Here is a 19,578-nt window from a genome sequence, read left to right on the forward strand (position 1 = left end):
AGCTTTGCTTATCCTCTTACTCAGGCATAGCCTTCGTCTTGCGCTCGGGCAAAGCAGTGCTTTGCTTATCCTCTTACTCAGGCATAGCCTTCGTCTTGCGCTCGGGCAAAGCAGTGCTTTGCTTATCCTCGCTCATGCCATTGCAGTTGTTCACGCAAGCGAACCACTTCACCAATAATGGTTAAAGTCGGTGCCTGAATTTGATGCTCAGACACTTTGGAGGCGATGTCGGCAAGGGTTCCCACCACAACTTTTTGCTCAGGAGTCGTGCCTTTAGAGACCAGTGCCACCGGCATATCTGCGCGTTGACCATGGGCTATTAATTGCGCACAGATTCTTTCCAGTCCCACCAGTCCCATATACAGCACCAAGGTCTGGTTTTCATAGACCAGCTCACGCCAAGGCAATTCAGGCGAACCTTCTTTTAAATGACCTGTCAGGAAACGCACACTTTGTGCATAATCCCGATGCGTTAATGGAATACCGGCATAGGCGGAACAACCTGAAGCTGCGGTAATACCCGGCACCACCTGAAAAGTAATACCTGCCGCAAACAGTTCTTCAATTTCTTCGCCGCCACGCCCAAAGATGAAAGGATCACCGCCTTTCAGACGACAAACTCGCTTGCCTTCACTGGCATATTTGACCAATAAAGCATTAATCCCATCTTGTGGAACTGCATGATTGGAACGCGCCTTACCAACATAGATTTTTTCCGCATCACGGCGACACAGATCCATAATCGGTTCAGACACCAAACGATCATAAATCACCACATCGGCTTGCTGCATCAACCTTAACGCTTTCAGGGTCAACAGCTCTGGATCACCTGGACCAGCACCCACCAGATAGACTTCACCTTTCGGCTGTTGCCACTCTTGTAATGCTTGCTCGATCAGACGATCTGCTTCAGCCATATTGTCATTAAACACCTGTTCTTTCAGCGGACTGGCGTACAGATCTTCCCAGAAAATACGGCGCTGATCCGGATTGACAATTTTTGCTTTAACGCGACTGCGCCATTTGCCTGAGAACTCAGCCAGCTTGCCCATGCCATGTGGAATCGTCGCTTCCAGTTGAGTCCGAATCTGGCGTGACAACACCGGCGACGTGCCATTCGATGCCACCGAAATCACCAGCGGTGAGCGGTCAATAATCGCAGGCACCATAAAACGGCAATGTGGCGGATCATCAACACTGTTGACCAGTACATTTTCAGCTTCGCACAGCTCGAAAACCTGACGATTCACATCAGCATCATCTGTTGCTGCAATCACTAAACGATAATGACGTAAAGGAATCTGTGTACTGAATGGTGCCTGATCATATTGCCCTTGAGACTGCTGAACAATCCCAAGTAAATTGGCATCAATTTCAGGTGCAATGACATGAATCACTGCTCCGGCTTTTGCTAATAATACCGCTTTACGGTAGGCAATATGTCCACCACCGACAATCAAACAAGGTTGCTGTTGCAACTTTAACGAGATTGGAAAGATATCCACGAACTACCTCAAAATTTTAAATCTGATTGTCTATGCAATTTTCATGCACATTTAGCGATGCTGATATCAAGCATTAGTCGATATAAGTCGCACCACCCATATATGGACGCAATACTTCAGGAATCTCAATCGAACCGTCTGCACGCTGATAGTTTTCCATCACTGCAAGCAAGGTACGACCAACAGCCAGACCTGAACCATTCAAGGTATGTACAAATTCAGTTTTTTTCTGGTCGGCACGGTAACGCGCTTTCATACGACGCGCCTGGAAGTCACCCATGTTTGAACATGAAGAGATTTCACGATAAGTATTCTGGCTTGGCACCCACACTTCAAGATCATAAGTCTTGGTCGCGCCAAAGCCCATATCACCGCCACAAAGGATGATCTTACGGTATGGCAGACCTAATGCTTGCAAGATACCTTCAGCATGGCCGGTTAAATCTTCCAGTGCCTGCATAGACGTTTCAGGTTTAACAATCTGAACCATTTCCACTTTGTCGAACTGGTGCTGACGAATCAGGCCACGGGTATCACGGCCATAAGACCCTGCTTCACTACGGAAACATGGGGTATGTGCTGCATATTTTAATGGCAGACGATCTGCATCAATGATTTCATCACGCACGAAGTTAGTCACTGGCACTTCAGCAGTTGGAATTAAATAGAATTCTTTTTCGCCTTGAAGTTTAAACAGATCTTCTTCAAATTTAGGCAATTGGCCTGTACCACGTAATGAATCCGCATTCACCAAATACGGTACATAGGCTTCGGTATAACCATTCTGATCTGTATGCGTATTCAGCATGAACTGTGTCAATGCACGTTGTAAACGCGCCAATGGGCCTTTCAAAACACTGAAACGAGAACCGGTCAATTTGGTTGCGGTTTCAAATTCCAGACCGCCCATCATTTCACCGAGGTCAGTATGGTCTTTGATCTCAAAATCGAATTCACGTGGTGTACCCCATTTCAGGATTTCCACGTTATCGCTTTCGTCTTTGCCTTCAGGCACAGCTTCATCTGGCAAGTTTGGAATAGACAGTAATTTTTCTTCAAGCTCCGCTTGCAGTTCAGCCAATGCTGCTTCAGCCGCTTTGATTTCATCACCAATCGCAGACATGCGTGTCATGATTTCAGAGGCATCACCGCCTGCTTTTTTAATTTGACCGACTTGTTTTGCACCGGCATTACGTTCAGCTTGCAGTGTTTCTGTCTTGGACTGAATTTCTTTACGGCGCGCTTCTAGGGAGGCCCACTCTTCAACATTGAGTTGAACACCACGTTTTGCCAAGGCCAAATTTACAGCCTCAATATTGTTTCTGAGTAATTTCGGGTCGATCATAATCAATCTTTGCAGAAGAAAAAAACTGGCTATAGTGTAAGCTCTTAACGTCAAAAAATACAGTGACTACGACCCCAGCTGTGCCTTATTAGCACAATATTTAGGAAGTCTTGGGCTGTAAAATGGCTAAATATTCAGGCCAAATCACTTCACCCAAATCTGCATAGGACACTTTTAATTCAGGCGTTCCTGCTGCTTTAGAAGTTAATTCACCTGCCGGGTACACCAACACCAGACCCGACCTGTCAAAATAATAGTTATCACTCAGTTTTAACTGCTGTGCTTGTATCCCCTGTGTGCGTAGCCATCGAGTATTGGTTCGATATATCACATTGAGTAGTTTCTGCTCACCGCCCTTTAACATCAATTGATGCAAAGCCAGACGCTTTTTCTGTTTCATATCAAAATTGATATATTCCACATGTTCACTTGATGCAGTGTGATTCTTCACCAGATTGGAACTTATTAAGGCAAAAGTCGCCAGATGATCACGCTGAGCGATAAATACTACCTTGATAAAACGCTGATCCAGATAATAGGGCTCATCGGCCTTTTTAGGATTTTTCTGAGTCACTTTGGTGAATGCAACCGGCTCGGTATCCCGAATACGCGCTATAAAATATTGATCAATCCAGTCGAGATTGGTATCCACCGTTTGTAGATCGAAGCGTACACAGCCTTCTATTTCACACACCACTTTGGCCACCCCTTTGACGAGAATACTCTTGGTTTCAATCTGCACCTACGGATCTGTTTGGGTAAGCGTTGCAACTAAATTGGATGGCGGCTGACAGCCCAACATATATACAGTGATTAATAAGACAGCATAAATTTCAGCAGTTTTAAACAGATTGATCTTCATCCTGAGCTCCCAAAATTTTGCAATTTCATTGACTCGACTTTTATTTATTTTAAGATGCTCTCTTGTCTAGATATAGCTGAACCTTGTAGCCTGCTCAAAATAATCATGATAATTGGCAATAAAAAAGCAACCTGAATCGGTTGCTCTTTGGTTTACTTGATACTTCTGATTATTGATCAATAATGTCCGTACCTTTTGGCGGGGTAAAGTTAAAGGTAGAAGCCGGAATACTGCTATTCACTTTCACATTACTAAACTTAATATTTGTAGTTTGGCCAAGTGAATCCTGCAAGATCATCAAGCTAGGTGCCTTGTTTGCACCAAAACTGATGGTCAGGCTCTCAAAGACACCATCGGTATTTTTAGGATACAGTGTGTAATAGGTTTTCCCCTTATTCGGCTGAGTGACCCGGTAAGACTGCATAATCTGACTGGTATTTCCTGACAGAAGCAAAGCCGGTGTATTGGCAACTTGCTCATCCAGATTTTGACGAACCGCTTGCTGCAAATCCGGATCATAAATCCATACTGTTTTACCAGTCGTTGTAATGGTTTGCTTCGATGGTGCGGTCGTTTCCCAATAGAATTTACCCGGACGCTCGACTTTCATCACCCCTTTAAAGGTTTGATTCATATGTTGTGCGCTCAAGCCTTTTTTCTGGGTTGCTCTCGGATTGGTCACCTTGGTGCTTTGCTCAAAATTTGCCGTCATGCTACGCACATAATTCAGCTGCTTCACCAGACTGGCAGTTGCCTGTTGCTCCGACGCTGCCACAGGTGCAGCAAACACGGTTGTACTCATCACCGGTGCTAAAGTCACTGCACCCAGAGCCATAGCACAGACGGTTTTACGAAGCATATTCATAATTTCACCTTTATATTTTGTGTCATCGCAATTTATTTGATGTCTCATCTTAAACGAAAATTAAAAGCTAAAATGATAGAAAATAAGAACTTTTGTATGGTTATTAATTCGAAATCTATTTTTTTGTTCATCATGATGAAGATTTCAGCCGTTTTTTTACATAAGCTGGATCAGGCGTTCATTACAGTCGATTTTCAGGCATAAAAAAGCCCACAGAAACTGTGGGCTTTTTTTCTATCTCAGCGAATTACGCTTCAACAGATACGTAGCGACGACCGAATTGGCCTTTCACTTCGAATTTGATTACGCCGTCAGCAGTCGCAAACAAAGTATGGTCACGGCCCATACCTACGTTTTGACCAGCGTGGAATTCAGTACCACGTTGACGAACGATAATGTTACCAGCAGTCACAGATTGACCGCCGTACATTTTAACACCTAACATTTTAGGATTCGAATCACGACCGTTTTTAGTCGAACCACCGGCTTTTTTAGTTGCCATGTCTATTTACTCCTCGTAATTAGCCTGAAATAGCTGTAATTTTCAACTCAGTGAACCATTGACGGTGACCTTGTTGTTTACGGTAGTGTTTACGACGACGCATTTTGATAATGCGGATTTTGTCGTGACGACCATGGCTAACTACTTCAGCAGTTACAGTAGCGCCAGCAACAACTGGAGCACCGATTTGAATGCTTTCACCGTTTACAAGCATCAATACGTCATCAAACGTAATAGTTGAGCCAGTTTCAGCTTTCAATAATTCTACTTTAAGGGTTTCACCCTCGATTACACGGTGTTGTTTACCACCGCTTTGGATTACTGCGTACATAATGTACTCCAAACAAGCCCGTGTCGTCGTGCCGATAAAGGAAGATATCGATCTTAAGACGTACGCCACTGGGGGATATCTAAGGGCGAGGATTTTAAGGGATATTCAAAAAAACAACAAGCCATTTTACTGAAATAATAATGGCGAGTATGTGCTAATTATTTAACACTTAAATAATTTCTATCAAATCAGACACTCAAGATATATTCAGCAACAAAATAATACAGCAGAAATTCGGCCAGTTTGATTAATATACTCAGCCTGATGAAGAGGGCGACATCGCTGACCTTTCCTAATTTTTTGTAGCGCAGAATATAGATCGAATCTGAATAAGATCTATAAAAAGCTGATTTTTAGTGGAGTTTATGCATTTCTTAGGTTTCACTCATGTTATAAATTGTTAAACTACGACCTGCGATTTACCAGACTAGAGGTTTTCTTTCACATGACCATCGACTTTAAGCAAGACATTCTCGCTCCTGTTGCTAACGACTTTGCTGCGATGGACACATTCATTAATGAAGGAATTACTTCAAAAGTTGCACTGGTGATGGCCGTCAGCAAACATGTGGTCGAAGCGGGTGGCAAACGCATGCGCCCAATTATGTGTCTTCTGGCTGCCAAGGCTTGTGGTGCTGAAGATTTAGAACCGCATCGCAAGCTGGCCGCGATTATTGAAATGCTGCATACGGCGACGCTGGTGCATGATGATGTGGTCGATGAATCTGGCCTGCGTCGTGGCCGTCCGACTGCCAATGCGACATGGAATAACCAGACTGCTGTTCTGGTCGGTGACTTCCTGATTTCACGTGCATTTGATCTGCTGGTCGATTTAAACAATATGGTCTTGCTGAAAGATTTCTCGACCGGCACCTGTGAAATTGCTGAAGGTGAAGTGCTGCAATTGCAATCCCAGCACCAGCCAGAAACCAGTGAAGCGACTTATTTAAATATTATTCATGGTAAAACGTCGCGCCTGTTTGAACTGGCGACAGAAGGCGCAGCGATTCTGTCGGGTAAAGATGAATTCCGTGAGCCTTTAAAAACTTTCGCCGGTCATTTCGGCAATGCCTTCCAGATTATTGATGACATTCTAGATTACACCTCCGATGCAGAAACCCTCGGCAAAAATATTGGTGATGACCTGATGGAAGGCAAACCTACCCTGCCATTGATTGCTGCGCTAAAAAATACCTCCGGTGAGCAGCATGAAATTATCCGTCGCAGTATTGCCACTGGCGGTACAGAACATCTCGATCAAGTCATTCAAATTGTCAATGCATCTGGGGCACTGGACTATTGCCGTCAACGTGCGACTGAAGAAACGGAAACCGCCATTCATGCCCTGCAGGCATTACCTGACTCTGAGTATCGTCAAGCTCTGATTAATCTGGCCAAACTGGCCCTACACCGAATTCAGTAATCTTTAAACTCGCCTATGCATATTAATTTTCTTGATCTTTTCCAAAACATGCAGCATCAGCTTGAGCAACCTCAGGCGGTGCTGGATGAAAATCTTCTCATTGAACTGATTGAAAGAATCAGACCGGAAGACAGCAGAAATACCGAAGAAATCGAAGCAAAGTTCAATGCATTTATCCAGGCTTTATTATTGACGCCGAATGCAGTTTCAGCATTACAGACATTTACCCTGCGGATCATTAACCGTTATAAACAGACCAGTCTGTTTTCCGATACCGGTATTTTGTCTCTGGATGGTTTCTGGAATCAGCTCAATCAGCGTATTGGCGCGCATATCCTGCCAGTTATTCCGGATCATCAGCAATTACAAGAATTATTTCGCAAGGTTTTTTATCAGCCGACCGATAAATACTGGCTCGACTATTTTGATGAAGATGACTGGCAACGCTTATTTTCAGTTCTCAATCAGGGTCACTCCAATCAGCCTGAAAAGACCCGCATTAAAGATCAACTGATCAAGGCACTGACCATTTTGTCGTATCGGATCAGTGGTATTGGTCTGCATCCTGAATTTATTAATGCACAGCCGGAACTGATGGAATATGAATCTCCTTTTCTGGTGCAGAACCGTGAGATTAACGAATTTATTCAGGAATACAAAAAACGCTATAACACGGTCACGCTGGTCGATTCGATCACCCCGCCAGATGCTTCGCAAGCACTGGTGATGCTGGAACAGTGTCATGATGTCGTGGCAAAAATTCGCCGCTCTACCAAACGGATTGGGGTCAGCGTGAGTCTGACCTATATGCTGGCACTGCTGGAGCAGTGTCTGGAGCGGGTTGAAATCCTGCTCAACATGGTCATGGACGAGGATGACCTGCGCTACCAGTCCATCGGCCTGTTTATTGCAGATATCACTGAAGCGATTTATAGCGAACGCAGTGTACGTGCCCTGCTGGCGACCAATAGTGAACTCCTGGCCTTGCAGGTGACTGAGAATGCTAGTAAAACCGGCGAGCACTATGTCAGTACTGACAAAAAAGGCTTTCTGGCCATGTACAAATCGGCCGCCGGTGCAGGTGCCATTATCGCAACAATGGCCACCCTGAAAATCCTGATGACACGCCTGAGCATGGCGCCTCTCATGCAGGCCTTTAGCTATAGCATGAATTATTCGCTGGGTTTTATGCTGATCCATGTGCTGCATTTTACCGTGGCGACCAAACAGCCAGCGATGACAGCCGCTGCACTGGCGGCCACAGTCCAGCAACGCAAAGGCTCAAAAATGGCGCAAATTGCCGAGCTGGCCGCGCTGATTGTGAATATTATCCGTACCCAGTTTGTGGCAATTCTGGGCAATATTTCGATTGCCATTCCGGTGGCGGCATTGATTACCTTAATGTGGGACGTTGCTCTGCATGAACCCTTAATGAATCATGCCAAGGCAACCAAAACCTTACATGACCTGAATCCCTTTACCTCTTTGGCAATTCCGCATGCTGCAATTGCCGGGGTATGTCTGTTCCTGTCCGGGTTATTGGCCGGTTATTTTGACAACATGGCCGTCTACCGCAAGGTAGGCCCCCGCCTGAAAGCCCATATACGTTTATCGCAATTGATGGGACAGGAACGGCTGTACCGGTTTGCAGATTATATTGAACGTAATCTGGGAGCGCTGGCAGGTAATTTCATGTTTGGCATCATGCTCGGCAGTATGGGCACCATTGGTTTTATTCTGGGGTTGCCGCTCGATATCCGTCATATTGCCTTTGCCTCGGCCAACTTTATTCAGGGCCTGATCAATATTAATGGCCCGGATATTGGCTTGATTGTGGTGTCTTTCCTCGGTGTGTTGTTGATTGGCCTGACCAACTTATTTGTCAGTTTCAGTTTGACCATTATTGTGGCCTTACGTGCACGACGGGTACGTTTTGAACAGTGGAAACCGTTGGCAAAACTGGTCATGACTCACTTCCTGACCCGGCCAAGTGATTTCTTCTGGCCACCCAAGCAAAGCATTGAAATTGACGAAAATCATACATCGACAAAATCTTAAAACTGCGACAATTACAGTATATTTAGCAACAAATTCCTTACTAAAAAAATGGAATTCGCATAAAATACGCACACTTGAAAAAAAGTGTACTGACAAGTACACTTCTACTCCAGACAATTAACCGATCTGCGAACGGTTAAAGGGACAAGGATTTTTGGCATGCATTACTTGTTACTTTTTGTCGGTATTTTATTTTTAATTTTCAGTGTGTTCATCCTGAATATCCCTGCTTTAAGCAAGCTTGATTTGCACGCAGTGGAGTGGATGAGTCTGTATCGCACCGAGTTTTGGAATCGAATTACTCTGTCCTTATCAGTGATAGGTGGCATGCCATTTGTATTATTTTTATCCACACTATGGTGTATTGCCTTGCTGTGGTATAAAAAGCATACAAGCGTAATTTTTATATGTATCGGAATTATCGGAGGAATACTCCTAGCTTGGCTGTTAAAGTTTGCAATTGCCCGACCCCGACCACCAGAGTCCTTGCATCTGGTTGAAAGTTTTGGAAGTTCCTTTCCAAGTGCGCATAGTCTGTATGCGGCATGTCTGGCTTGTCTGGCAATTTACATGTATCGGCAACATTCTCGCTTTACCATCATCATGATCGGTGCAGGCTTATGGATGCTGATGATGGGGATTTCAAGAGTTTATCTAGGCGTACATTTTCCTTCAGATGTCATATCCGGCTGGAGTATCAGTTTTATTTGGATTTCGTTGTGGTATATGGTCTGGATCAGATATTGCGCGGCGCACAAATAAGAAAATTTAGATAAAGATCTAATAGAGGTGAAACAATGATGTCTGCAAAGCTTTGGGCACCTGCCCTGACTGCTTGCGCATTAGCAACAAGTCTTGCACTTGTTGGTTGTAGCAAAGATCCAAAAGAGGGCCAGCAAGCTGGTGCTCAACAACAAATGCCACCGACTGAAGTCGGTGTTCTTGTTGCACAACCACAAAGTGTAGAGCAGTCTGTAGAGCTCTCGGGTCGTACAACAGCATTTGAAATTTCAGAAGTACGTCCGCAAGCCAGTGGTGTGGTGCTTAAACGCTTGTTCACTGAAGGCAGTTATGTGCGTGAAGGTCAGGCTCTGTACGAAATCGATTCAAGCACCAACCGTGCGACCGTGGATAATGCTCGTGCAGCAATTGCCCGTGCTGAAGCCAATCTGGGTGTATTACGTGTGAAGGAAGGCCGTTACCGCCAGCTGGTTGGAACCAATGCCATTTCTAAACAAGAATATGATGACATCGTGGCACAGGTCAAACTGGCTGAAGCCGATCTGAATGCCAACCGTGCCACCTTGCGTAATGCCGAAATTAACTTGGGCTATTCGACTGTACGTGCACCGATCTCGGGCCAGACCAACCGTTCCTCTGTGACTGCGGGTGCATTAGTGACGGCGAATCAACCAGAGCCATTGGTTACCATTCAGCGTTTAGATCCAATTTATGTGGATATCAACCAGTCCAGTGCTGAGCTTTTACGTTTACGTCAGCAGCTCAACAAAGGCGATTTGAATAGCTCAAACAACACTAAAGTGAAGTTAAAGCTTGAAGATGGCAGCATCTACCCGATTGAAGGCCGTCTTGCATTTTCGGATGCCAGCGTAAATCCGGAAACAGGTACGGTGACTTTACGTGCGGTATTCCCGAACAAAAACCATTTACTCCTGCCAGGTATGTTTGCGACTGCGCAAATCGTACAGGGTGAAGTGCCCAATGCCTTCCTGATCCCACAAGCGGCGTTGACCCGTACTCCAACAGGTCAGGCAATGGCGATGCTGGTCGGTGCTGATGGTAAAGTGGCACCACGTCCAGTCACGACCACCGGCTCTCAAGGCAACAACTGGATTGTGACTGAAGGTCTGAATCCAGGTGATAAAGTGATTGTGGACGGGATTGCAAAAGTGAAACCTGAACAGCAAGTTGTAGCTAAACCTTATCAACCTCAAGCTGCTGCGCCACAAGGTGCTGCACCGCAACAGCCTGCAGCAAGCGAGAAAAAGGCAGATGATGCAAAGAAAGAACAACCTGAACAAAAACCTGCTGCAAATGCATAAGGAGTAATGGTTCATGGCTCAATTCTTTATTCATCGCCCGATTTTTGCATGGGTGATTGCATTGGTTATCATGCTGGCCGGTATTTTAACCATCAGCAAAATGCCAATTGCACAATATCCAACGATTGCTCCGCCAACCGTGACCATTTCTGCGACTTATCCAGGTGCATCTGCTGAAACTGTTGAAAATACAGTCACCCAGATCATCGAGCAGCAGATGAACGGTATGGATGGCTTACGTTATATCTCGTCTAACAGCGCGGGTAACGGTTCTTCTTCTATTTCCTTGAACTTTGACCAGGGTGTTGATCCTGATATCGCACAGGTTCAGGTTCAGAACAAATTACAGTCTGCCACTGCACTTCTTCCCGAAGATGTACAGCGTCAGGGTGTGCGTGTCACCAAATCCGGTGCCAGCTTCCTTCAGGTATTGGCTTTCTATTCACCTGATGGCAGCCTGACCGCCGATGACATCAAAGACTATGTCAACTCGAATATTTCTGAACCTTTAAGCCGTGTGGCCGGGGTTGGTGAAGTTCAGGTCTTTGGTGGCTCTTATGCGATGCGCATCTGGCTAGATCCGGCCAAAATGGCCAGCCTGCAAGTAACACCGAGCGATATTGCGACTGCAATTCGCACCCAGAACGCACAGGTTGCGGTCGGTCAGCTTGGTGGTGCTCCTGCTGTTGAAGGTCAAGTGCTGAATGCAACCGTAACGGCTCAAAGCCTGTTACAAACCCCAGAACAGTTCAGCAATATCTTCCTAAAAAATACCACTTCGGGCGCGCAAGTTCGTCTGGGTGATGTTGCACGGGTGGAACTCGGTGCAGATAACTATCAGTTTGATTCGAAATTTAATGGCAAACCGGCTGGTGGTGTGGCAATTAAACTTGCCACAGGTGCTAACGCGCTTGATACAGCAAAAGCGGTTGAAGAACGCTTAGAACAGTTACGTCCGAACTATCCGCAAGGCATGGTCGATCAACTGGGCTTTGATACAACACCATTTATTGAACTGTCGATCAAGAGCGTAGTCAAAACGCTGATCGAAGCGATTATCCTGGTGTTCCTGGTCATGTTCCTGTTCTTGCAGAACTGGCGTGCCACGATCATTCCAACCATGGCCGTTCCAGTCGTGGTCTTGGGTACCTTTGCCGTGATTAACGTCTTCGGCTTCTCGATTAATACCCTGACCATGTTTGCCATGGTGCTGGCGATCGGTCTTCTGGTCGATGATGCCATTGTTGTGGTCGAGAACGTAGAACGGGTCATGGTGGAAGAGCATCTGGATCCGGTTTCTGCGACTGAAAAGTCGATGAAACAGATTTCTGGCGCACTGATTGGTATTACCTCGGTGCTGTCAGCAGTATTCGTTCCTATGGCATTCTTCGGTGGAACCACCGGGGTTATTTATCGTCAGTTCTCGATTACGCTGGTCACAGCAATGGTCTTGTCGCTGATAGTGGCATTAACCTTTACCCCTGCCCTGTGTGCGACCTTGCTGAAACAGCATGATCCGAACAAGCCGCAAAGTAACGGTATCTTTGCCCGCTTCTTCCGCTGGTTTAACCGCAGCTTTGACAATGTGGCGGTGAAATATCAGGGCGGCGTAAATCGCATGACCCACAGCAAGATTTTCTCAGGCATTGTCTATGCAGTAGTGCTGGGTGTTATCGTGCTGCTGTTCCAGAAACTGCCGTCTTCATTCCTGCCGGATGAAGATCAGGGTGTGGTTATGGCGCTGGTTCAGCTACCGCCAAATGCTACCCTGGAACGTACCGACAAAGTGGTCAACACCATGACCAACTATTTCTTGGAAAACGAGAAAGATCATGTCGAGTCGGTGTTTAGTGTGGCAGGTTTCTCCTTTACCGGTGTGGGACAAAACGCAGGTCTGGCCTTTATTAAACTGAAAGACTGGTCTGAACGTAACAGTCCGGAATCTCAGGTCGGTGCCATTATTCAACGTGGTATGGCGCTGAACATGATTGTCAAAGATGCCTCTTATATCATGCCATTGCAGCTTCCTGCGATGCCTGAACTGGGTGTGTCGGCTGGCTTCAACTTACAGCTCAAGGCTGCAAGTGGTCAAAGTCATGACCAGCTTCTGGCAGCACGTAATGCAATCCTGGGCATGGCAGCACAAGATTCGCGTCTGGCAGGTGTACGTCCAAACGGTCAGGAAGATACTCCTCAGTACCGTGTCATTGTGGATCATGCGCAAGCAGGTGCACTGGGTGTCAGCGTTGCCGAAATTAACAGTACTATGGGTATTGCTTGGGGCGGTTCGTACATCAATGACTTCATTGATCGCGGTCGGGTCAAGAAGGTATATGTTCAGGGTGAAGCTGGCTCACGTATGATGCCGGAAGATCTGGACCAGTGGTATGTGCGTAATAATCGCGGTGAAATGGTGCCTTTCTCGGCCTTTGCCACAGGCGAATGGACCTATGGTTCACCACGTCTTGAACGTTATAACGGCGTATCGTCGATGAACATTCAAGGTACACCGGCTCCGGGAATCAGTTCGGGTGATGCCATGGTGGCCATGGAAGAAATTGCGGCGAAGTTACCAGAAATGGGCTTAACCGGCTTTGACTTCGAATGGACCGGTCTGTCTTTGGAAGAACGTGAATCTGGTGCACAGGCGCCGTTCCTGTATGCCCTGTCACTCCTGATCGTATTCCTGTGTCTGGCAGCCCTGTATGAAAGCTGGTCGATTCCGTTCTCGGTTCTGCTGGTGGTGCCATTGGGTATCGTCGGTGCATTGCTCATGACTTATGGCGGGATGGTGCTGCTGCAAAACCCGAACCTGTCGAATAACATTTACTTCCAGGTGGCGATCATTGCCGTGATTGGTCTTTCTGCGAAAAATGCGATCTTGATCGTGGAATTTGCGAAAGAGCTACAAGAGCAAGGTGAAGATTTATTCGAAGCAACCTTGCATGCGGCGAAAATGCGTTTACGTCCAATTATCATGACCACTTTGGCCTTTGGTTTTGGTGTATTGCCGCTTGCCCTGGCTTCAGGTGCAGGTGCAGGTAGTCAGCACTCAGTCGGTTATGGTGTACTTGGTGGCGTGATCAGCTCGACCTTGTTAGGTATCTTCTTTATCCCGGTATTCTACGTGTGGATTCGAAGTATCTTTAAATACAAACCAAAACAACAAAATCAGGAGTATAAGTCGTAATGCAAAATGTATGGTCTATTACAGGTCGTAGCATTGCGGTATCTGCCCTTGCGCTTGCTTTGACAGCCTGTCAAAGCATGCGTGGTCCAGAGCCGGTTGCACAGGCAAATATCCCGAGCAGCTATACCAATGCGTCTGGTACTTCTGTAGCAGAACAAGGTTATAAAAACTTTTTTGCCGATCAGCGCCTGTTACAGGTGCTCGATCTGGCATTAAACAATAACCGTGATCTGCGCACTGCTGCCCTGAATATTCAACGCGCCCAGCAACAGTATCAGATTACTGAAAACAATCAGTTACCGACCATTGGTGCCAGTGGCAGCGTGTTACGTCAAGACACGGGCAGTAGCAATCCTCAAAGCCGCGGTGCTGTAACCACCTATAATGTAGGTCTGGGTGTAACCGCATTTGAGCTGGACTTTTGGGGGCGTGTACGTAGCTTAAGTGACAATGCACTGGATAACTTCCTGGCGACTCAAAGTGCGCGAGATGCGACGCAAATTGCACTGATTGGTCAGGTGTCTCAAGCCTGGCTCAGCTATTCATTTGCCAATGCCAATCTGGCTTTGGCTGAACAAACGCTAAAAGCACAGCTTGAATCGTTTAACCTGAACAAGAAACGTTTTGATGTCGGGATCGACAGCGAACTTCCTGTGCGTCAGGCCCAGATTTCCGTCGAAACGGCACGCAATGATGTCGCGAATTACCGCACTCAGGTGGCACAGGCACAAAACCTGTTAAACCTGCTGGTCGGTCAGCAAGTGCCTGCGACTTTATTGCCGGCACAACGCGTAACCCGCATCACATCCAATACGGCACTGGGTGCAGGCTTGCCAAGTGATCTGCTGATTAACCGTCCAGATGTACGCGCTGCCGAGTATCGTCTGTCTGCAGCGGGTGCCAATATTGCAGCAGCACGCGCACGCCTGTTCCCGACCATCAGTTTGACCGGTTCAGCAGGTTATGCATCGACCGATTTAGGCGATCTGTTTAAATCAGGCAGTTTTGGCTGGTCCTTTGGCCCAAGTCTGGATATTCCAATTTTCGATTGGGGTACCCGTCAGGCCAATATCCAGATTTCTGAAACCGATCAGCAAATTGCATTATCAGATTACGAAAAGTCGATTCAAGCCGCTTTTCGTGAAGTAAATGATGCGCTAGCAGTTCGCCAAAACATTGGTGATCGAATTGCTGCACAGCGCCGTCTAGTAGAAGCCACCAATACCACCTATCGCCTGTCGCAGGCACGTTTTCGCGCCGGGATTGACAGCTATCTGACGGTACTGGATGCACAGCGTGCCTCTTATGCCGCAGAACAAGGCTTGCTCTTGCTTGAACAGGCCAACTTGAACAATCAGGTTGAAGTCTACAAGACCCTCGGCGGAGGCTTAAAAGTCAATACCACGGATACCCTGCCGAATCAGCCGTCCGTGACTGAACAACGCCGCGCAGCAGAACAGCAGGCGAAATAGATTTAAAATAGAAAAAGAAAAGCTCACTTCGGTGGGCTTTTTTATTGCATTTTCAAGGCAGTTTTCCTATTGTCATAGACCAGCAATTTATTTAGAAAACATACGCATGTTACTTAGCAATCTGGAATCTGTACCGGGACATACTATTCGCCAACAAATTGATGTGGTTTATGGCAGTACGGTACGCAGCAAACATGTCGGGCGTGATTTACTCGCTGGCCTGAAAAATATTGTCGGGGGTGAGCTTACTGCTTATACCGAGCTGCTGGAAGAATCCCGTCAGGAAGCGATGAACCGGATGGTTGAAAAAGCCCGTAGCATGGGTGCCAATGCGATTGTCGGTATTCGTTTCTCGACCTCCAATATTGCCCAAGGCGCCTCTGAACTGTTTGTCTATGGAACGGCGGTCATTGTTGATCCAGTCATGCCAAAATTACCCGACCCTTTTCCACAGGCAGAATAATTCATGGACGGTTTAATTTTTCAGATCGTCATTTTTGTCATTCTGTTTAGCGTCGGTTTTGGCTTTGGTCGTTATAACGAACGCAAACATTTTCGTTATCTAGACGAACAGGAACAACGACTGGCTTATATCCAGGTCAACAACAGCCGCTTTATCTTATCTGAACATTCCGGACAGATGATCAGCAGTAATGTGGTTATTTCCCATGATTATTTTAAATACGCAATTGCCAATGTGCAGAACATGTTGGGAGGTCGTTTGACCAGCTATGAAAGCGTGGTAGAGCGGGCACGGCGTGAGGCGATTGTACGTTTAAAACTTGAAGCTGAAAAAATCGGAGCCACCCAGATTATGGGGATTCGGCTGAGCACTACGGAACTGGGCATGCAAGGCGGTATGGTCGAAGTCTTTGCTTATGGCACTGCAATTCAGCAATCTGCTTCATCAATCCAAAAATCATTCTAGAAAAAGTAGCATGCAGATGGTTAGCTCATGTTGCGCAGTACGCGCAGATAATTACTGAATGTGGATCAACTCGCTTATCGACTGGGGATGCAATATCATAGAAGAAGTGATTAAGCTCAAAGTTAGCGGCATAAATACAAATAATATGATGCCGTTTCTTCAGTCGATCAAACGGCACTCAATCCCACCTGTATTGCCTTATTATTTTTCTACGTCTTAAGCCGCATTGCTTAGATAACGGCAGCAAGCTAAATGGCTATACATTGCCGAATTGACCGCCACCACCCAGCTTAAAAGTGCCCTTTTTAAATATTGGTGAACGAGATGGGTGCACTAATTCAGGCTGTTAGGCTCTTGCGTAATTCATCTTCAACGATACTGAGTTCAATTTCACTAAATTTACGAATCTCGCCTTCTGCATGCTTTTCCAGCATACCGCCGAGCAACGGCACTTTGACCTTTACTGTCCAGTTAAGCTGAAACTGGATCTGGTCTTCATCTCCAGTGACTGCACGCTGACAGGTCGCCTCGATCGGTAAATTTGCCCCGAGTTGTACCGTCGATGTCATTTGATTCAGATCGCTGATATCGGTACGCTGCAAACGGAATGCATCCTTGAGTAATTTTTTTGCCATATCCGGGATGTTGACATCCAGATTATAGGCACGTTTCAAGGTATACATATGCCCCTGCTTTTCCGAGACCAGTATTTCTAAATTTTGCGCAGGAATTCGATGACAGACTGCCTCATGCAAACGAATATCATTGGCCAGACGTTTAAATTCATCAATAGACACGCCATTGATAATTGCTTTCACAGTGAACTGATGTGCCATGCTATTTTTCCTTATTTTTATTGCATTATTCGCTTAGGTCACTCCGGACTATCGCAAATAAAACCAAACACAGAGATGATTCTGCAATTTATATCAACTTTATAGCATCTGTCATTATTCTTTTATCGGGAAATAGCGGTAATTCGGTCAATCTTTGCAAGATAGTTTTGCAGACAACTGTGTCTGGCCACAACTGATCTGTAGCTGTGCTGTGGCATAGTCAATCACGACATGAAATTCATCGGCGCCATCGTCTAGACCGGACACATACCATGTGGTTCCGTTTGGAAAATCCTGCAACCAGTCTGCTTTATAAAAGTCTGAAACCGAATCAAACTGCACATACAGTTCAGGCTGCGCTTCGATCTTCATTGCCAGAGCCATAAACTTCTGTAATTGCGCCTGCTGAAAATCAATAATCATACTATTTCCCCCTGTTTAGACATGATGATAGCGCAGCGATCTTCATATATGCTTAAAGGGTTCTTCTCGCTATACGACTGCCGAGTTTTGACATCTGGCCCATTATTGGATTAAACATAAGCTAGCGCACAAAAAACAAGATCTCATCCAATATAACGAAGGATATACTCATAGTGCAGGGAAAAATGCAGGTAGAAAGTGTCCAGTTTCTGGCAGAAGATGGTTATAGCTTAAGTGGCAAACTCTACCGTACACCGTCTGTGGCGAAGGCCAATATTGTCGTTGCCTGTGCAACGGGAGTACCGCAAGCGTTTTATCGCCGTTTTGCAGAATATGCAACTCATGCCGGTTTTCAGGTGCTGACCTTCGATTATCGAGGGGTGGCCGCTTCCGCACCGAAACAGCTCAAAGGCTTTAAAATGTCTTATCTCGACTGGGGAGAATATGACCTGAGTGCGGCAATTGAATATTTGGGCCGGACAGGACTGGATATTTATATGATTGGCCATTCCTATGGAGGTCAGGCATTAGGTCTGTGTAAACATCATAACCGCATCGAAGCGATGTACTGTTATGGCACAGGCGCCGGCTGGCATGGTTATATGCCGCTCAAGGAAAAAATCAAGGTTCAGATGATCTGGAATATTGTTTTCCCTCCACTCGTAGCAATCACCGGCTATTTGCCATGGAGCAAATTTAACATGGGTGCAGACTTGCCACGTGATGTCTATCGTCAGTGGCGTAAGTGGTGCAAATATCCGACCTATTTCTTTGCCGATCCGGATTTGAAAGACTTACACACACGTTATGCTGCGGTAAGTACTCCGATTTATGCGGTTGCTGCTCTCGATGATGCTTGGGCCCTGCCTAATTCCAGACATGCTTTTATGCAATATTACCGTCAGGCAAACGTGCATTATATTGATCTTAAAGCTGAAGATTATGGTTTAAAGGACATTGGTCATATGGGCTATTTCCGTCAGGGGGCAGAAAAAATCTGGCAAGATGCCTTAAATACCTTTTCCGAATTACATCGGCTTAAATATGCAGCCTGATGTTTAATGCCTATCGTTTCCTGCAAAACTTACAAGCTTCCTGAGCAGAGAGATCAAGCACAATCTGACCGTAAAAGATCGGTACGAATTTCCTGACGATGCTCTTGGCCAAAACGGTCGACATGCGTATAAAACACGCCATAGCGGCCGACATAATATTCCAGTGACTGATGGTAAAAATTCCAGAAAATCGACCACTCCCCTAAATCCATCTGACGAATTTGTGTACTGCTTTGCATGGGCATTTTTTGCAAGATTTCCTGCTGTAACTGCTCTGCCTGTGCCCTGTCCTGAATAGCTACATGACGCTGAAAAAACAGCTGAGCAACATCATCAAACAGTTCCAGTTCATAAGCATCAACCAGATGCACCTGTTCCTCATGCGTAGTCATGACATGTTCTGAAATACTGGCAATTTGTTCAGGTTTTTCTGCACGCTGCGCAGAGAGATAAGACTGGGTTTTATAAATTTTCCGCCCCACGATCCAGGCGGCATTGAACAGCAAAAAAATACACAGCAAGAGCAACAATTTAAACATAGTAGATCATCTCGTGTGGCTGATTTTATTTTTATTACCGAGCACTTCATATTCATAGGACTTACGCATTGACGGATTCAAAAAAGTATTAAAATACTTTATAAAGTATCTGTGATCAGACGAATTAAACATGCTTCTACAGCAACTTGTACATTACCCATTTATATGGGCTTTCTCATGA

17 protein-coding genes and 1 pseudogene are annotated in these 19,578 nt (G+C 45.9%); 9 read left to right on the forward strand and 9 right to left on the reverse strand.

The window, feature by feature from the left end; all coding sequences use genetic code 11:
- Positions 1-122 precede the first annotated feature (122 nt).
- The 6 genes and pseudogenes from cysG to rplU all read right to left on the reverse strand — a co-directional run bounded on the left by cysG (position 123) and on the right by rplU (position 5,410).
- A complete protein-coding gene (gene cysG, locus FTV30_RS12255) occupies positions 123-1,505 on the reverse strand; it encodes a siroheme synthase CysG (protein WP_100534875.1) in 1,383 nt (460 codons plus the stop codon).
- Between the two features lie 73 nt (positions 1,506-1,578).
- Positions 1,579-2,850 (reverse strand): serine--tRNA ligase, encoded by a 1,272-nt coding sequence (gene serS / locus FTV30_RS12260; RefSeq protein ID WP_005097768.1) that lies wholly within the window; start codon positions 2,848-2,850, stop codon positions 1,579-1,581.
- Between the two features lie 100 nt (positions 2,851-2,950).
- A pseudogene (locus tag FTV30_RS12265) lies at positions 2,951-3,712 on the reverse strand (RsiV family protein).
- A gap of 169 nt (positions 3,713-3,881) precedes the next feature.
- On the reverse strand, positions 3,882-4,577 hold the full coding sequence (gene lolA / locus FTV30_RS12270; protein WP_005169792.1) for an outer membrane lipoprotein chaperone LolA: 696 nt from the start codon (positions 4,575-4,577) through the stop codon (positions 3,882-3,884).
- Positions 4,578-4,824: 247 nt separating this feature from the next.
- Complete coding sequence (gene rpmA, locus FTV30_RS12275) at positions 4,825-5,079, reverse strand: 50S ribosomal protein L27 (RefSeq protein WP_005097774.1); 255 nt, start codon at positions 5,077-5,079, stop codon at positions 4,825-4,827.
- Positions 5,080-5,098: 19 nt separating this feature from the next.
- Entirely contained in the window at positions 5,099-5,410 is a 312-nt protein-coding gene (rplU, locus tag FTV30_RS12280) for a 50S ribosomal protein L21 (protein WP_005097776.1), read from the reverse strand.
- Positions 5,411-5,855: 445 nt separating this feature from the next.
- Here rplU and sdsA point away from each other — a divergent pair, with 445 nt between their 5' ends.
- From sdsA to FTV30_RS12320, 8 genes are all read left to right on the forward strand, one after another.
- Entirely contained in the window at positions 5,856-6,833 is a 978-nt protein-coding gene (gene sdsA, locus FTV30_RS12285) for an All-trans-nonaprenyl-diphosphate synthase (RefSeq protein WP_005097778.1), read from the forward strand.
- A gap of 15 nt (positions 6,834-6,848) precedes the next feature.
- The gene (locus FTV30_RS12290) at positions 6,849-8,891 is read left to right on the forward strand and encodes a site-specific recombinase (protein ID WP_034608441.1); all 2,043 of its coding nucleotides are present in this window, start codon (positions 6,849-6,851) and stop codon (positions 8,889-8,891) included.
- Between the two features lie 159 nt (positions 8,892-9,050).
- Positions 9,051-9,653 (forward strand): phosphatase PAP2 family protein, encoded by a 603-nt coding sequence (locus tag FTV30_RS12295; RefSeq protein ID WP_005097780.1) that lies wholly within the window; start codon positions 9,051-9,053, stop codon positions 9,651-9,653.
- Positions 9,654-9,688: 35 nt separating this feature from the next.
- Positions 9,689-10,954 carry an efflux RND transporter periplasmic adaptor subunit gene (locus FTV30_RS12300; protein WP_034608437.1) on the forward strand — a complete coding sequence of 422 codons (1,266 nt, stop codon included), beginning with the start codon at positions 9,689-9,691 and terminating at the stop codon, positions 10,952-10,954.
- A gap of 13 nt (positions 10,955-10,967) precedes the next feature.
- On the forward strand, positions 10,968-14,144 hold the full coding sequence (locus FTV30_RS12305; RefSeq protein WP_180001695.1) for an efflux RND transporter permease subunit: 3,177 nt from the start codon (positions 10,968-10,970) through the stop codon (positions 14,142-14,144).
- Positions 14,144-15,616, forward strand: a complete 1,473-nt coding sequence (adeK, locus tag FTV30_RS12310; RefSeq protein ID WP_005097784.1) for a multidrug efflux RND transporter AdeIJK outer membrane channel subunit AdeK — start codon at positions 14,144-14,146, stop codon at positions 15,614-15,616. Before FTV30_RS12305 ends, adeK begins: the two co-directional genes overlap by 1 nt.
- Before the next feature lie 106 nt (positions 15,617-15,722).
- On the forward strand, positions 15,723-16,079 hold the full coding sequence (locus FTV30_RS12315) for a YbjQ family protein (protein ID WP_005097785.1): 357 nt from the start codon (positions 15,723-15,725) through the stop codon (positions 16,077-16,079).
- Positions 16,080-16,082: 3 nt separating this feature from the next.
- Positions 16,083-16,544, forward strand: a complete 462-nt coding sequence (locus tag FTV30_RS12320; RefSeq protein ID WP_180001696.1) for a YbjQ family protein — start codon at positions 16,083-16,085, stop codon at positions 16,542-16,544.
- A 338-nt stretch (positions 16,545-16,882) separates the two neighbouring features.
- Here the strand turns inward: FTV30_RS12320 and FTV30_RS12325 are convergent, their stop codons facing one another.
- Positions 16,883-17,380 carry a DUF2505 family protein gene (locus FTV30_RS12325; RefSeq protein WP_005097789.1) on the reverse strand — a complete coding sequence of 166 codons (498 nt, stop codon included), beginning with the start codon at positions 17,378-17,380 and terminating at the stop codon, positions 16,883-16,885.
- A gap of 147 nt (positions 17,381-17,527) precedes the next feature.
- The gene (locus FTV30_RS12330) at positions 17,528-17,803 is read right to left on the reverse strand and encodes a hypothetical protein (RefSeq protein ID WP_159516113.1); all 276 of its coding nucleotides are present in this window, start codon (positions 17,801-17,803) and stop codon (positions 17,528-17,530) included.
- 185 nt (positions 17,804-17,988) lie between these two features.
- On the opposite strand from FTV30_RS12330, the gene FTV30_RS12335 reads away from it, so the two are divergent.
- On the forward strand, positions 17,989-18,858 hold the full coding sequence (locus tag FTV30_RS12335) for an alpha/beta fold hydrolase (protein WP_180001697.1): 870 nt from the start codon (positions 17,989-17,991) through the stop codon (positions 18,856-18,858).
- Positions 18,859-18,911: 53 nt separating this feature from the next.
- On the opposite strand, the gene FTV30_RS12340 is transcribed toward FTV30_RS12335, so the two are convergent.
- Complete coding sequence (locus FTV30_RS12340) at positions 18,912-19,397, reverse strand: hypothetical protein (protein WP_074383421.1); 486 nt, start codon at positions 19,395-19,397, stop codon at positions 18,912-18,914.
- Positions 19,398-19,578 lie beyond the last annotated feature (181 nt).

Origin of the sequence: Acinetobacter sp. YH12255, assembly GCF_013417355.1 — a bacterium.
Lineage (GTDB): Bacteria > Pseudomonadota > Gammaproteobacteria > Pseudomonadales > Moraxellaceae > Acinetobacter > Acinetobacter pseudolwoffii.